The sequence below is a fragment of the Streptomyces sp. NBC_00568 genome, assembly GCF_026341855.1.
Classification (GTDB): Bacteria; Actinomycetota; Actinomycetes; order Streptomycetales; family Streptomycetaceae; genus Streptomyces.
Window position 1 is genome coordinate 584,810 of the sequence record NZ_JAPENW010000001.1, and the last position, 14,588, is coordinate 599,397.

Sequence of the window (14,588 nt, forward strand, 5' to 3'; positions counted from 1 at the left end):
GGTGGGCCGCCCTCGCGTGCGAACGAGCGCGTTCGTCAGACCTTCAGCGTCCGGATCGCGGTGGGCGCGTGGCCCGGCTCGGTCGCGATCTCCTCGAACTCCACGACGTTGCCGATGTCGTTCGTCCTGCTCATGGCGATGTTGGTGACGCGCTCCAGGATCGCCTCGACGACGACCGGGACCCGGAACTCGGCGGCGAGCTTCTTGGCCTGCTCGAAGGCGGCGCCGAGTTCGCCCGGGTCGGTGACCCGGATCGCCTTGCAGCCGAGGCCCTCGACGACCTTGATGTGGTCGACGCCATAGACGCCCAGCTCGGGGGAGTTGATGTTCTCGAACTCCAGGTTGACCTGGAAGTTGATGTCCAGGCCGATCTGCGCCTGCCGGATCAGGCCCAAGTAGGCGTTGTTCACCAGGACATGGACGTACGGGATCCTGTGCTGGGCACCGACGGCCAGTTCCTCGATCATGAACTGGAAGTCGTAGTCGCCGGAGAGGGCGACCACCTGCGCGTCCGGATCGGCCTTGGCGACGCCGAGCGCGGCCGGGATGGTCCAGCCGAGCGGGCCCGCCTGACCGCAGTTGATCCAGTGGCGCGGCCGGTAGACGTGCAGCATCTGGGCGCCGGCGATCTGCGAGAGGCCGATGGTGGAGACGTACCGGGTCTCCGGGCCGAAGGCCTTGTTCATCTCCTCGTAGACGCGCTGCGGCTTGATCGGGATGTCGTCGAAGTGCGTCCGGCGCTGGAGCGTGGCCCGCTTCTCCTGCGCGGAGGCGGCCCAGGCGGAGCGGTCGGGGAGCCTGCCCTCAGCCTTCAACTCCCTTGCCACCGCGACGAAGAGCTCCAGAGCGGCCTTGGCGTCGGAGGCGATGGCGTAGTCGGGCGCGAAGATCTTGCCGAGCTGGGTGGGCTCGATGTCGACGTGCACGAACTTCCGTCCGGCCGTGTAGACGTCCAGCTTGCCGGTGTGCCGGTTGGCCCAGCGGTTTCCGATGCCGAGGACGAAGTCGGACTCCAGGAAGGTCGCGTTGCCGTAGCGGTGCGAGGTCTGCAGGCCCACCATGCCGGCGTTGAGCTCGTGGTCGTCGGGCAGGACACCCCAGCCCATGAGCGTCGGGACGACCGGAGTGCCCGTCAACTCGGCGAACTCGACGAGGAGTTCGGCCGCGTCGGCGTTGATGACACCGCCGCCGGCCACGATCAGCGGGCGTTGGGAGGCGTTCAGCAGCCCGATCGCCTTCTCGATCTGGGCGCGGGTCGCGGCGGGCCTGTAGGCCTGGAGCGGCTCGTAGGTCTCGGGGTCGAACTCGATCTCGGTGAGCTGGACATCGATGGGCAGGTCGATGAGGACCGGCCCGGGACGCCCGGAGCGCATGAGGTGGAACGCCTGCTGGAACACGCCGGGAACCTGCGCGGCCTCCAGCACGGTGACGGCCATCTTCGTCACGGGCTTGGCGATCGACGCGATGTCGACGGCCTGGAAATCCTCTTTGTGGATCACCGCGGTCGGCGCCTGGCCGGTGATGCACAGGATCGGGATCGAGTCGCCGGTCGCGGAGTAGAGGCCGGTGATCATGTCGGTTCCGGCGGGGCCCGACGTACCGATGCAGACGCCGATGTTGCCCGGGTGTGTGCGGGTGTAGCCCTCCGCCATGTGCGAGGCGCCCTCGACATGCCGGGCGAGGGTGTGGCTGATCCCGCCGGATGCCTTGAGCGCGGCGTAGAAGGGGTTGATCGCCGCACCCGGGACGCCGAACGCGTCGCTGACGCCCTCGCGCTTGAGGATCTCGACTGCCGCGCGGGCAGCGGTCATACGAGCCATGGAGTACTCCTGCTTCGGCTGTCGGATTCGCGCTCCCGTCGCGCCCCGCGGAGAGCTGAAATTCCGTATTGCGGAAACTAACTTCTACTATCTGGAAGCAATGTAGGCGTCGCGGCCAGGAGCGTCAAGGGCGGGCCCCGCGACGGATCCGGCCGGCGGACGTCACGCCGTTTCGCTGCCGGACGCCGCCCGGCAGGAGGACGATGGACGCGCTGACCCGACGTGATCTCCTGGAGTGGGCCATGGCCGAGAGCGTGCCGGTGCGGTGCCCGGCCTGCCGCCGCGAGCACCTGTACGCGGCTCCGTCCTATCCCTGTGTGTGCGGAGCGCCCGTGACGGCCCCGCTCGACCGCCTCGCGGAGCCGGCCCCCGTCACTCACCGCGCGTGGGACGAGGACTGGGCCGACGTCCGCTGCGAGGCGTGCGGCCACGAGACCCAGTGGCCCCACCCGGAACTGGGCTGCCCGTGCGGAACGACGCTGCGGATTCCGGTACGAGGGGTACGAGCCGTCCACCGGCCGGGCAGGGCGGAGTCGACGCCGGACGCCACCGGGGCCGGCACCGCGCGACGCGACGGCACCGACGTGTCGGCGGAGGGCGGCGACGGGGGCGGCCGCCGGAACGCCGCCGCGAAGAACCGCCGGGACGACGACGGGAGCGGCCGGACGGACGCAACCGCCATCAGCCGCCGGGGCGACGAAACCGGCCGGGCGGACGGAGGCGGGAACAGCCTTCCGGACGGGGGCGGGGCCGACGATCAGGACACCGGCCCGGGCGAGGACCGGGGTGCCGAGGTCGGGGCGTCGCCGGGTGTCGGGCGGCGCGGGCGTGACGTGTCCCCCGCCCGCCGACCGGCGTTCCAGCCGGTCACCATCCGCACGGCCCGCGACGCCGTCACCGCGGCCGCGCTGTATCTGCGCTGGCTGGGCTACCGCGACATCCGGCGCGCGGACCAGCGGCCCCCGTCCGGGATCGGGCTCGCCGCGCGCGGCGTCCTGGCGCAGGTGGTCCCCACCGTGCGGCCGGCCTCACTGCGCGACGTGGAGTGCCTGTGGCTGACGGCCATGACGGAGTCGGCGGACTGCGTGTTCTTCTCCCTCGCGGGCTACGCCGACGACGCCCGCGCCCGCGCCGACACACTCGGCGTCGCCCTGTTCGTCCTGGACCTCACAGGCACCCCGCAGCCGGTGAACAGCCCGGCCGACGACCTCGTCGCCGTCACGGACTGACCACCGGACACGTACACGGGCACGGGCGCGGGCACGGGCACGGACACCGAGCGCGTCTACTCCGCGTACGTCTCCCGCAGTTCGATCTTCCGCACCTTCCCCGACACCGTCATCGGGAAGGTCTCCAGGACGCGCAGCCGGCTGGGGATCTTGTAGTGCGCCAGCCGGCCCTCGCAGAAGGCGCGCAGCTCGTCCAGGGTGAGGGGGTCGGCCGGATCACGCGGGATGACACAGGCGAGCACTTCCTCGCCGTAGCGCTCGTGGGGGATGCCGACCACCTGGACGTCGGCGATCTTCGGGTGGGCGTACAGGAACTCCTCGATCTCGCGCGGGTAGATGTTCTCCCCGCCGCGGATGATCATGTCCTTGATGCGGCCGACGATCTCCACATAGCCGTCCTCGCGCATCATCGCCAGGTCCCCGGTGTGCATCCAGCGCCCGGGGTCGACGGCCTCGGCGGTCTTCTCGGGTTCGTTCCAGTAGCCGAGCATGACGCTGTATCCGCGGGTGCACAGTTCTCCGGCGCTGCCGCGCGGGCGGGTCACGCCGTCCACCGGGTCGACGACCTTCACCTCAAGGTGGGGCAGGACCCGGCCGACCGTGCCCGTGCGGTGTTCCAGGTCGTCCTCCCGGCGCGTCTGGAGCGAGACGGGCGAGGTCTCCGTCATGCCGTAACAGATCGAGACCTCCTCCATGTGCATCTCGGCGACCACCCGCTTCATCACCTCGACCGGGCAGGGCGAGCCCGCCATGATGCCGGTGCGCAGGGTGGACAGGTCGTACGTCGCGAAGTCGGGGAGGTTCAACTCCGCGATGAACATGGTGGGGACGCCGTAGAGCGACGTGCACCGCTCCTGCTGCACGGCCTTCAGTGTCGCCGCCGGGTCGAACGACGGGGCGGGGATGACCATGCACGCGCCGTGCGAGGTGGCGGCCAGGTTCCCCATGACCATGCCGAAACAGTGGTAGAAGGGGACGGGGATGCAGACCCGGTCCTGCTCGGAGTAGGCGATCAACTCGCCTACGAAATAACCGTTGTTGAGGATGTTGTGGTGGGAGAGCGTGGCCCCCTTCGGGAAGCCCGTCGTCCCCGAGGTGTACTGGATGTTGATGGGGTCGTCGCAGGACAGCTCGCTCCCGCGGGCGTGGAGGTCCTCGTACAGGTCAGGGGTTCCGCGCCCGAGCAGCGCGTCCCAGCTCGGGTCGCCGATGTAGACGGTCTCCCTCAACCGCGGGCACCTGCCGCGCACTTCCTCGACCATCGCCCGGTAGTCGCTGCTCTTGTGGCTGAGGGAGGCGAAGAGCAGCGAGATGCCTGCCTGGTCGAGGACGTACGCGACCTCGTGGGTGCGGTAGGCCGGATTGATGTTCACCATGATCGCGCCGATGCGGGCGGTGGCGTACTGGACGAGCACCCACTCCGGGCAGTTGACCGCCCAGATGCCCACCCGGTCGCCCTTGGCGATGCCGGCGGCGAGCAGCGCGCACGCCAACTCGTCGACCTCGGCGCCGAACTGGGCGTACGTCCAGCGCCGCCCGGAGGGCACGTCGACCAGTGCCTCACGGTCCGGCCAGGCCCGCACCGCGCGGTCGAGGTTGGCCCCGATGGTGTCGCCGAGCAGCGCCGTGCCGCTCGTCCCGTGTGCGTACGACAGCTCACTCACCGGAAGTCCTCCTCGCGGTACTCGGCGTCCGAGCCGGCGGCCGTGGCCTCGCGCAGCTCGATCCGGCGGATCTTGCCGGAAACGGTCTTGGGCAGCTCGCCGAACTCCAGGCGGCGGACGCGCTTGTACGGAGCGAGCACCGAACGCGCGTGCTCGAAGAGCACCTTGGCGGTGTCGGGGCCCGGCTCGTAGCCGGCCGCGAGGACGATGTACGCCTTCGGCACGGCGAGGCGCAGTTCGTCGGGGGCCGGGACCACGGCGGCCTCGGCGACCGCCTCGTGCTCCAGGAGCGCGCTCTCCAGCTCGAAGGGCGAGATCTTGTAGTCGGAGGCCTTGAACACGTCGTCGCTCCGGCCGACGTAGGTGATGTAGCCGTCGGCGTCGCGCGCGCCGATGTCGCCGGTGCGGTAGTAGCCGCCCGCCATCGCCTCCGCCGTACGGTCGGGGTCGCCGTGGTAGCCGGTCATCAGGCCCACCGGGTGCGCGGACAGGTCGAGGGCGATCTCCCCCTCCATCGCGCCGGGCGCGCCCGACACCGGATCGAGCAGTTCGACGCGGAAGCCGGGACTCGGCCGGCCCATGGAGCCGGTCTTGAGCTGCTGGCCGGGGCTGTTGGACACCTGGACGGCGGTCTCCGTCTGCCCGAAGCCGTCCCGGATGGTGACGCCCCAGGAGCGCCGGACCTGCTCGATGACCTCGGGGTTCAGCGGCTCGCCCGCGGCGACGACCTCGCGCGGCGGGGTGCCCAGCCGGCTCAGATCGGCCTGGATCAGCATGCGCCACACGGTGGGCGGGGCGCAGAACGTGGTGACGCCGGCCCGGTCCATCTCCTCCATCAGACGGCTCGCGTCGAACCGCGTGTAGTTGTACAGGAAGACGGTCGCCTCCGCGTTCCACGGCGCGAAGAGATTCGACCAGGCGTGCTTGGCCCAGCCGGGCGAGGAGATGTTCAGGTGCACGTCACCGGGCTGGAGGCCGATCCAGTACATGGTGGCCAGGTGGCCGATCGGGTACGAGACGTGGGTGTGCTCCACCAGTTTGGGCCGGGCGGTGGTGCCCGAGGTGAAGTAGAGCATCAGCGGATCGTCGGCGTGGGTGGGTCCGTCCGGCTCGAACGCGGCGTCGGCGGCGGCCGTCTCCTCGTACGCCTGCCAGCCGGGCCGGGTGCCGCCGACCGCGATGCGGGTGTAGCGGCCGGGCACCTCGTCGAACTTCGCGGTGTCCTCGGCCCGGACGACGACGTGCCGCACCTGGCCGCGCTCGACCCGGTCGGCCAGGTCGGCGGCGCCGAGCAGCGGGGTGGCCGGGATGACGACGGCGCGCAGTTTCATCGCGGCGAGGGCCGTCTCCCACAGCTCGACCTGGTTGCCGAGCATGACGAGGATGCGGTCCTCGGCGCGTACGCCCCGGTCGCGCAGCCAGTTGGCCACCCGGTCGGAGCGCTCGGACATCGCGGCGAACGAGACCTCGACGCGATCGCCGTCCTCCTCGACGAGGTGCAGGGCGGTGCGGTCGTTGTCCCGCGCGATGACGTCGAACCAGTCGAGCGCCCAGTTGAAGTGTTCCGGGCGGGGCCAGCTGAAGCCCTCGTAGGCCTTGGTGTAGTCCGCGCGGTGTTCCAGCAGGAAGTCCCGCGCGGCGCGGAACTCGTCCGTCGCGCCCGTCGTCGCCGTCATGTGTCCTCCTCGTTGCCGGACCGCCGCCTACCATCGTGTATTCCGTGATGCAGGTCTCACCACCCCCGAACGGGGGGTGCGCCGCGATGAAGGGGCGAGCAGGTGGCAGCAGACACAGCCGAGGCAGTGGAGATGCGGGGCGCGCTGGTGCGGCTGCGACGCGCGACGGGGCTGCCGGTCGCGTTCGGCGGCCTGGTCGACTCCGGCGGCCGGCTGGTGCGCATCAGCGAACTGAGCGGTACGGCGACGCCCGCGCTGAGCGCGCTGGCCGTCTCCTCCGGCAACGGCCTGGGCGGCAAGGCGGTGGCCCTCGCCCGGCCGTGCACGGTGAGCGACTACTCGGCCTCACGGCAGATCAGCCACGAGTACGACGTGGCGGTGGCGACGGAGGGGCTCCGTTCCGTCCTCGCGGTTCCGGTCGTCGTACGGCGCCGGGTGCGCGGTGTGCTGTACGGCGCCCTGCGGACGGCCCAGCCCCTGGGCGACCGCACGCTGGGGGCGGCGGTCGCGGCGGCCCGTGACGTGGAGCAGGCGCTCGTCGTCCGGGACGAGGCCCGCGGTCTCCTCGCCCTCGCCCATGAGCCAGGACCGGCGACGGGAGGCGCGGCCTGGGAGGAGGTGCGCGAGGCGCACGGGGCGCTGCGGGCGCTGGCCCCGCGGATCGCCGACCCCGCGCTGCGGGCCGAACTCCTCTCCGTGTGCGGCCGGCTGGCCGACGCCGCGGCACCGTCCACGGGGGCCGCGCGGGAGGTCGGACTCGCTCCCCGTGAGGTGGACGTCCTCGCCTGTGTCGCCGCGGGCGCGACGAACGCGGCCGCCGCCGAGCGGCTCGGGCTCCGCCCGGAGACCGTGAAGGGGTATCTGCGTTCGGCGATGCGCAGGCTCGGCGCGCACACCCGTCTGGAGGCGGTCGTCGCCGCGCGCCGGGCCGGTGTACTGCCCTAGCACACCAGCCCTTCTGGCGCTCCTCATTCAATCTGACCGACATTGAAATGACTTATGCGCGGCCGCTGTTATTTCCCTCACCACGCCGACTGTCCGAAATTCAAAGAGACACTGCCTAATATTGGCCGGGACACGCCACACGAGGGGAGCGGTGACCGTGCGAGGGGACTTCAAGGAACCTGCGAGACCCCGCCCCGACCTGGTCATCGGCCGGGAGGGCCTCTTCGCGGGGGCACGCGAGCAGCTCTCCGACGGCGGCAGTGTGCTCGTGCACGGGCCGGCGGGAATAGGAAAGTCGACCGTCCTGCGGGCGTTGGCCGCGGAATGCGCCGAATCGGCACGGACCGTCTTGCGCTGCTCGGCCACCGAGTCCGAATCCCATCTCCCCTTCCTCGCGCTGGCCGACCTCCTCGGCCTGGTCGTCGACGAGATCGCCGACCGGCTGCCCGCCCCGCAGCGCACCGCCCTGGAGTCGGCGCTCACCGGCCGCGGCGAATCCACCCTCCAGCGCGACGGTCTCGCGCTGCGGCTCGCGGTGCTGTCGGCGTTCCGCGCCCTGGCCGCCCAGGGGCCGGTGCTGATCGTCGCCGACGACCTGCAGTGGCTCGACCCGGCCAGCGCCGAACTGCTCGGCTTCGCCGCTCGCAGGCTCGGCGGCACCCCGGTCCGCATGCTGTGCGCCGTCCGTACGGACACCGAACCCGGGGCACGGGACCACGATCGCTATCTACGCGCGTCCCCGCCGGAGACCCTGGCCCTGCGGGTCGCCCCGCTGGCCCGCGCCCATGTGGCCGAACTCCTCGGACAGCGCGGCTACACCGGCCTGCCCCGCTCCACCGTGCGCGACATCCACCGCACCAGCGGCGGCAACCCGCTCTTCGCCCTGGAGCTGGGCCGCGCCCTCGCCGAGTCCCCGACCCCGCCGAGCCCGGGCGAACCGCTGCCCGTGCCGACGTCGCTGCGCGCGCTCGTCCTCAGCCGCCTGGACATGCTGTCCGCCGAGGCCCGCCGCACCCTGCTGGTGGTGAGCGCGGGAGCCCGCCCGACCCTGGCCCTGCTGCACGCCGCGGGCCGGGAGAACGCCGAGGCGGACACGGCGTCGGCCGCCGCCCTCGGACTCCTCGCCACCGAACGCGAGACGCCCGGCATCCGGTTCGCGCACCCCCTCGTCTCGGCCGCCCTGTACGCGGAGGCCGACGCCCAGGAGCGGCGCGCCGCGCACGCCGCACTGTCCCGCGCGGCCTCCGACCCCATCGAGCGGGCCCGGCACCTCGCCCTCTCCACCACCGGCACGGACCCCGCGGTCGCCGCCCGGCTCGGCGAGGCCGCGGCCGCCGCCCGCGACCGCGGGGCGCCCTCCGTCGCCGTCGGGCTCGGGCTGCTCGCCGCCCGGCACACACCGGCCGACACCCGGCCGGGCGCGGACGAACGGCGCCTGCAGGCGGCCGAGGACGCGCTGACGGCCGGGGAGACGGACCTCGCGCGGGACATCGCGCGCCAGGTGCTGGCCCGGGCCACCGCACCCGCCGACCGGGTCCGGGCCTGGATGGTCGTCGTCGACGCCGCCGGACAGGCCATGGCCGAGATCGACGCGGTCTTCCCGCAGGCGCTCGCGGACGCGGGTGACGACCCCGGCCTGCTCGCCCTCGTCCGCTACCAACTCGCCTGGCGGGCCCTGCTCATGGACGGCGAGATGGCCAAGGCCCGTGAGGAGGCCGCCCGGGCGGCGCGGCTCGCGGCCCGCGCCGGGGACCGGCGCACCGAACTCCTCGCGCTGGGCTTCCAGGCGCAGATGGAGACCCTGATGGGGCATCCGGACGCGCCGTCGACCATCCAGCGGGCGATGCGCGAGCCGCAGGACCCCCGGGTCGCCTGTGACCACAACGGCGCCGGAGCCGCCCGCTTCCGCTGGCTCATCATGGGCGACCGGCTCGCCGAGGCCCGTACGGCCATCACCGCGCTGCTGCGCGAGGTGCAGCGGCGCGGCATGGTCGAGAGCGAGCTGCACTTCCTGCGTGGCCTCGCCGAGACCGAACTGCGCTCCGGTCACTGCGGCCGCGCCCTCGACCTGGCCCGGGAGAGCCTCAGGCTGGCCCGTGACACCGGCATCGGCGAGGCGGCCACCGCCATGTTCACCTCGCTCGCCGAGGCGGCGGGCGGTGACGTGGACCGGGCGCTCGCCCTCGCCCATGAGGCCGTGGACCGCGCCGAGGAGGACGGCGACCTGGTCTACCTCTCGCGCGCCCTGGGCGCCCTCGGGCACGCCCAGCTGGTCGCCGGGGACGCGTCGGCCGCGGTCCACTCGCTGCGCCGGGTCAGGGAGCTGGAGGAGGGACTCGGTGTCGTCGACCCCGCCCGCGGCCGCTGGCACGGGGACCTCGCCGAGGCACTGGTCAGGATCGGCGAGACCGCGGAGGCGCAGGACGTCATCGACGTGACCCGCCGACGCGCTCTGCGGCTGGAACGCGAGAGCGTGCTCGCCGTGCTCGACCGCGCCGAGGCCCTGGTCCGCGCCGCTCGCGGCGAACAGGGGCCCGCCGAACGCCAGTTGGCGTCCGCGCAGGACCGCCTCGGCAAGCTGGGCTACGGCCTGGAGGAGGCCCGCGCCGCGTACGCCCTCGCCGGTCTGCGCACCCTCTCCCAAGGTCCCGGCTCCGCTCGCCCCGTCCCGGGACCCACCTCCTACGACGAGGCCGCCCGGTTGTTCCGCCGGTGCCGTGCGCTGCCCTGGCTCCGTCGGGTCGAGGCGGCGTCCGCACTCCCTCCGGCCGCGCCGCCCCTCGCCTCCGCCGCCCTCGACACCCTCGCCGCGACCGAGCGCCAGGTCGCCGCCCTGGTCATGGAGGGCGCCACCAACCGCGAGATCGCCGGGCGCCTGTTCATCAGCGTCAAGACCGTGGAGGCCACCCTCACCCGGGTGTACCGGAAGCTGGGGATACGCTCCCGGGTGGACATCGTGCGGCTCGCGGCGGAACGCAGGCCCGACTGACCATCCTCCCGGCCGACGACGGGAACGGTGGGCCGGTGAGACTCCGCGGCAGGGCGCGACGAAGCCGAGGGGACGTCAGGGCGCGGCGGCTCGGAGCCGGTTGGGCTACGGGACGATGCCCGCGCCGGGTCGGCGGGCCTCCGGAGCAGGCCGGTCGGAGCCGGAAGGGGTCCGGGGCGGGGCGCCTCGCCGTGCGGGAACATCGGCGTCAGCATCCGGTACCACTGGCCTTCGGCCACCCTCGGGGAGGCGCCGGTGCGGGCCGCTCAGAGCCGGTTGGGTTCCAGGACGCCGCCGCTCCAGAGCCGGTGAGGCTCCGGAGCGGGCCAGTCGGCCTCGGTGCGAGGCCGGGGCCGGGCGCCTCGGACTCGGGGAGGCGCCGGTGCGGGCCGCTCAGAACCGGTTGGGCAAGTAGGCCAGTCGGCCTCGGTGAGGGGCCGGGGCGGGGCCGGTCGCTTCGGCTGAATGGACGTCAGCGGACGTGGCGCCCGGGCCGGGAACAACCGGGCTGTGCCCGTGTCAAACACGGCTCGCCCCGGGCAAGGGTTTTCCCTCCCCCACGCCCACTAGGGGGTTCCCTCATTGGTGAGAGCGGTCTCACGCCCTAGCGTGTGGGCGTGCCGCTCGCTCGGGCACACGGCGCCCCACCCACAGGCGTCGTGCCTCACCCCCCACACCCGTGCGTCCCCCCACCGGCAACCTCCAAGGAGACCCATGTTCGGGCTCAACCGCGCCAAGAAGACCGCCGCTGTCTGCGCGGCGACCGCTGCCGCCGCCGCTACCGCCCTGCTCGGCGCCCCCTCCGCCGCAGCCGCGCCCCAGCCGATCGTCGGCGGTACGACGACCACGACGACCGCGTACCCGTTCATGATGCAGATCACCGACGCCTCGCAGAACCAGTTCTGCGGAGGCACCCTGGTCGCCGCCAACAAGGTCGTGACCGCGGCCCACTGCATGGTGGGCGAGACCACCAGCAGCGTCCGCGTCGTGGGCGGAAGAACGTACCTCAACGGCACGAACGGCACCGTCAGCAAGGTCAGCAAGATCTGGATCAACCCCGGCTACACGGACGCCACCAACGGCGACGACGTGGCCGTACTGACCCTGTCGACGTCGATGTCGTACACGACGGCGAAGTACGTCTCCTCCTCGGACACCGGCGTGTACGCGACCGGCGCCACGGCCCGCATCATCGGCTGGGGCACCACCTCGGAGAACGGCAGCTCCTCCAACCAGCTGCGCACCGCGACCGTCCCGATCGTGTCCAACTCCAGCTGCGCGAGCTCGTACGGCTCCGACTTCGTGGCCACCGACATGGTCTGCGCCGGGTACACCTCCGGCGGCGTCGACACCTGCCAGGGCGACAGCGGCGGCCCGCTCCTCATCGGCGGGGTGCTGGCCGGCATCACGTCCTGGGGCGAGGGCTGCGCGGAGGCCGGCTACCCGGGTGTCTACACCCGCCTGACGACGTTCTCCAGCCTGGTGACCACGCAGGTCAACTCGTAGTCACCGATGATCTCCTGAGTACCCCTCAGGTAAATACCGGGGGGCGTTGCGGGCCTCCACGAGCGGCCCGCAACGCCCCTCATCCACTTCCCGGCCCTCACACTTGCCGGCGGACGGCTTCCCCGCAGTGCCCTGTCCGTCCGCCGGCACCTCGGGTCGCGCACCCTCGCGCAAGTGGCCTCAGGGCCGGGCGACCGTGCCGAACCTGACGTCGTACCCCTCCCCCTCGTGCATCGCCGCGAGCATCCGCTCCCCCTCGGCCGTGACCTCGTCCCGCTGTGTCTTCGTGAGCCGGCCGAAGGGTTCGACGACGAGCGCGCCCTCCTCCAGCTTCCACAGGCCGGACAGGAATCCGTCGACCAGCAGGGTGCTGTAGGCCTGATTGCCCTGCCAGGTGCGCCCCTTGAGGTCGGCCGGCACGACCCGGGAGCGGTCGGCGTGGGACAGGAGCAGATTGTCGAACTCGGGCAGGAAGCGGGGCGGGGCCGGGGTGTCCGCGTCCGGGCGGGACGCGTCGGGGAGGTCGAAAAGTTCCGCTCCGTTCTCGTCGCGGAACGTGACGAGCCGGGACCGGAGCCGCTCGAAGACCTCGCGGAGCCGGGTCAGACCGGCCCAGGTCTGCATGTCCTTGACCGAGGCGGGGCCGAAGGCGGCCAGATAGCGCAGCACGGTCGCGTCCGGCGCCGGGACCGGCTCGGCGGCGCGGCCCAGCCAGTGCTCAGCGGTGGTGAGGGCGACCTGGCCGCTCCGGCCCCACAGACCGCGCGGGGTGACCTGGACGAGCGGCAGGGTGCAGCGGGCCGCGATGGAGAGGGCGAACGGGTCGGCGTCCGGCCACTCGGTGAGCAGCGCCTCCCGCAACTGCTTCATGGTGCGCGGCTCGGTTTCCACCAGTTCACGGCTGATCGCGGCGAGCCGGTCCAGGTCGACGCCGGCGAGCCCCTTGCGGAACTGGCCCAGCTCACGGTCGCGGGCGGCCTGCACCAGCGGACGCAGGGTGAGGGCGTCCTCGGCGGTGTGCGTGTGGATGGTGGAGCGCATGGTGACGATCCGGACGGCCTGGCGCGCGTCCATGGCGGCCGACAGGTGCTCGGGCCGGAACCCGTCCACCCGGGCGGCGAGGGCGTAGTACGGCGGCTTCACGTTCTGTGCCTGGAGGCCGAGGAGGTGCCCGACCGCGGCCGTCGCGGACAGCGGGGAGCGGCGCAGCAGCAGCTGACGGTCGAGGGTCGCGCGGTTGAGGGCGCGGGTGCCGAGCACGGGGGCCGTCGCGGTCGTCTTCGTCATACCCGGCACGCTAGCGCCCCTCGCGGACACCTTCTGTCCGCAACTCCCACCGCGATCCCGATGCCGCCGGACACCCGGGGATCGTTTGCCCCGTATATCCTGCTCCGTGATCACACAGACGTACGTTCGACCCTGGAGGCAGCCGCGATGTCCGAGCGACGCGCCCACTCAGCCTCGAACAACGGGAAGGGCACAGGGGACACGGACAGCTCCTCGGAGGCGAAGAACTCCGGGGGTCCGAGGGGTGCGAAGGCCGGCCGGATGTCCGTCTGGCGGCGCGCCCTGACCCCGCCGTCGGCGCCGCCCCCGCCGCCGCCGGCACCGAAGGAGACTCCCCCCGCGCCCGAACCCGCCGAGGTCGCCAGCGTCGTCCAGGCCGCGCTGTACCGCGACGGGGTGCGGGTGTCGACGCCCGCGTCCCTGGCCGAGACGTTCCGTGAGCTGCGCGAGCAGCCGTCAGGGATGGCGTGGATCGGTCTTGCCCGTCCGACGGAGGCCGAACTCCTCTCGCTGGCAGCCGAGTTCGACCTGCATCCGCTGTCCGTCGAGGACGCGATGGAAGCGCATCAGCGTCCGAAGCTGGAGCGCTACGGCGAGACGCTCTTCGTCGTCCTGAGCGCCGCCCGCTATCTGGACGCGGTCGAGGAGGTCGACTTCGGCGAGCTGCACGTGTTCGTGGGGCCGGACTTCGTGATCACGGTCCGGCACGGCGCGGCGCCGGACCTCTCGGCGGTGCGCCGCCGCATGGAGGACAGCCCGGAACTGCTGAGACTCGGCCCGGAGGCCGTGCTCTACGCGATCCTCGACTCCGTCGTCGACGGTTACGTCCCGGTGGTCTTCGGTGTCCAGAACGACATCGACGAGATCGAGACCGAGGTCTTCCGCGGTGACCCCGCGGTCTCCCGCCGTATCTACGAACTCTCCCGCGAGATGGTCGAGTTCCAGCGCGCCACCCGCCCGCTGGTCGGCATGCTGCACAGTCTGATGGCCGGTTTCGCCAAGTACGGCACGGACGAGGAACTCCAGCGCTACCTTCGCGACGTCGCCGACCACGTCACCCACACCAGCGAACGCGTCGACGGTTTCCGCCAGGCCCTCACCGACATCCTCACCGTCAACGCGACGCTGGTCACCCAGCAACAGAACGCCGAGATGCGCGCGTTGGCGGAGGCGGGCTTCGAACAGAACGAGGAGATCAAGAAGATCTCCTCGTGGGCCGCCATCCTCTTCGCCCCGACCCTCGTCGGCACGATCTACGGCATGAACTTCAACCATATGCCGGAACTGACCTGGCGCTTCGGCTACCCGTTCGCCATCGGCCTGATGGGCGTGGTGTGCGTGAGCCTGTACTTCATCTTCAAGCGACGCCACTGGCTCTGAGCCGGCCCCGCGAGACCGTCCCGGGACCCCTGTTCCGGGAGTTGGGACGCCTGTTCCGGGAGCAGGGACACCTGTCCCGGGAGCGTGGAAGG

General features: G+C 72.1%; 9 protein-coding genes. 5 read left to right on the plus strand and 4 right to left on the minus strand.

Annotated features, from left to right (window positions below; genetic code table 11):
• Positions 1-35: 35 nt before the first annotated feature.
• Entirely contained in the window at positions 36-1,820 is a 1,785-nt protein-coding gene (gene gcl / locus OOK38_RS02570) for a glyoxylate carboligase (RefSeq protein ID WP_266763711.1), read from the minus strand.
• A 455-nt stretch (positions 1,821-2,275) separates the two neighbouring features.
• Between gcl and OOK38_RS02575 the strand changes: the two genes are divergently transcribed.
• The gene (locus OOK38_RS02575; RefSeq protein WP_266765913.1) at positions 2,276-3,049 is read left to right on the plus strand and encodes a hypothetical protein; all 774 of its coding nucleotides are present in this window, start codon (positions 2,276-2,278) and stop codon (positions 3,047-3,049) included.
• Between the two features lie 56 nt (positions 3,050-3,105).
• Here OOK38_RS02575 and OOK38_RS02580 read toward each other — a convergent pair whose 3' ends face one another.
• On the minus strand, positions 3,106-4,713 hold the full coding sequence (locus tag OOK38_RS02580) for an AMP-binding protein (RefSeq protein WP_266763710.1): 1,608 nt from the start codon (positions 4,711-4,713) through the stop codon (positions 3,106-3,108).
• Positions 4,710-6,389 carry an AMP-binding protein gene (locus OOK38_RS02585; RefSeq protein WP_266763709.1) on the minus strand — a complete coding sequence of 560 codons (1,680 nt, stop codon included), beginning with the start codon at positions 6,387-6,389 and terminating at the stop codon, positions 4,710-4,712. Before OOK38_RS02585 ends, OOK38_RS02580 begins: the two co-directional genes overlap by 4 nt.
• 102 nt (positions 6,390-6,491) lie before the next feature.
• Here OOK38_RS02585 and OOK38_RS02590 point away from each other — a divergent pair, with 102 nt between their 5' ends.
• The 3 genes from OOK38_RS02590 to OOK38_RS02600 all read left to right on the plus strand — a co-directional run bounded on the left by OOK38_RS02590 (position 6,492) and on the right by OOK38_RS02600 (position 11,829).
• Positions 6,492-7,334 carry a helix-turn-helix transcriptional regulator gene (locus OOK38_RS02590; protein WP_266763708.1) on the plus strand — a complete coding sequence of 281 codons (843 nt, stop codon included), beginning with the start codon at positions 6,492-6,494 and terminating at the stop codon, positions 7,332-7,334.
• 157 nt (positions 7,335-7,491) lie between these two features.
• Positions 7,492-10,323, plus strand: coding sequence for a helix-turn-helix transcriptional regulator (locus OOK38_RS02595; RefSeq protein WP_266765912.1), 2,832 nt, complete (start codon positions 7,492-7,494; stop codon positions 10,321-10,323).
• A gap of 714 nt (positions 10,324-11,037) precedes the next feature.
• Positions 11,038-11,829 carry a trypsin-like serine protease gene (locus OOK38_RS02600; RefSeq protein ID WP_266763707.1) on the plus strand — a complete coding sequence of 264 codons (792 nt, stop codon included), beginning with the start codon at positions 11,038-11,040 and terminating at the stop codon, positions 11,827-11,829.
• Positions 11,830-12,009: 180 nt separating this feature from the next.
• Here the strand turns inward: OOK38_RS02600 and OOK38_RS02605 are convergent, their stop codons facing one another.
• Entirely contained in the window at positions 12,010-13,116 is a 1,107-nt protein-coding gene (locus OOK38_RS02605) for a winged helix DNA-binding domain-containing protein (protein WP_266763706.1), read from the minus strand.
• A 261-nt stretch (positions 13,117-13,377) separates the two neighbouring features.
• Here OOK38_RS02605 and OOK38_RS02610 point away from each other — a divergent pair, with 261 nt between their 5' ends.
• Complete coding sequence (locus OOK38_RS02610; RefSeq protein WP_266765911.1) at positions 13,378-14,496, plus strand: magnesium and cobalt transport protein CorA; 1,119 nt, start codon at positions 13,378-13,380, stop codon at positions 14,494-14,496.
• Positions 14,497-14,588 lie beyond the last annotated feature (92 nt).

Excerpts from the sequence above, each read along its gene's own strand:
- gcl (WP_266763711.1), bottom strand. The coding sequence starts at position 1,820 with ATGGCTCGTATGACCGCTGCCCGCGCGGCAGTCGAGATCCTCAAGCGC.
- OOK38_RS02585 (WP_266763709.1), bottom strand. The coding sequence starts at position 6,389 with ATGACGGCGACGACGGGCGCGACGGACGAGTTCCGCGCCGCGCGGGAC.
- OOK38_RS02600 (WP_266763707.1), top strand. The coding sequence starts at position 11,038 with ATGTTCGGGCTCAACCGCGCCAAGAAGACCGCCGCTGTCTGCGCGGCG.
- OOK38_RS02605 (WP_266763706.1), bottom strand. The coding sequence starts at position 13,116 with ATGACGAAGACGACCGCGACGGCCCCCGTGCTCGGCACCCGCGCCCTC.
- OOK38_RS02610 (WP_266765911.1), top strand. The coding sequence starts at position 13,378 with ATGTCCGTCTGGCGGCGCGCCCTGACCCCGCCGTCGGCGCCGCCCCCG.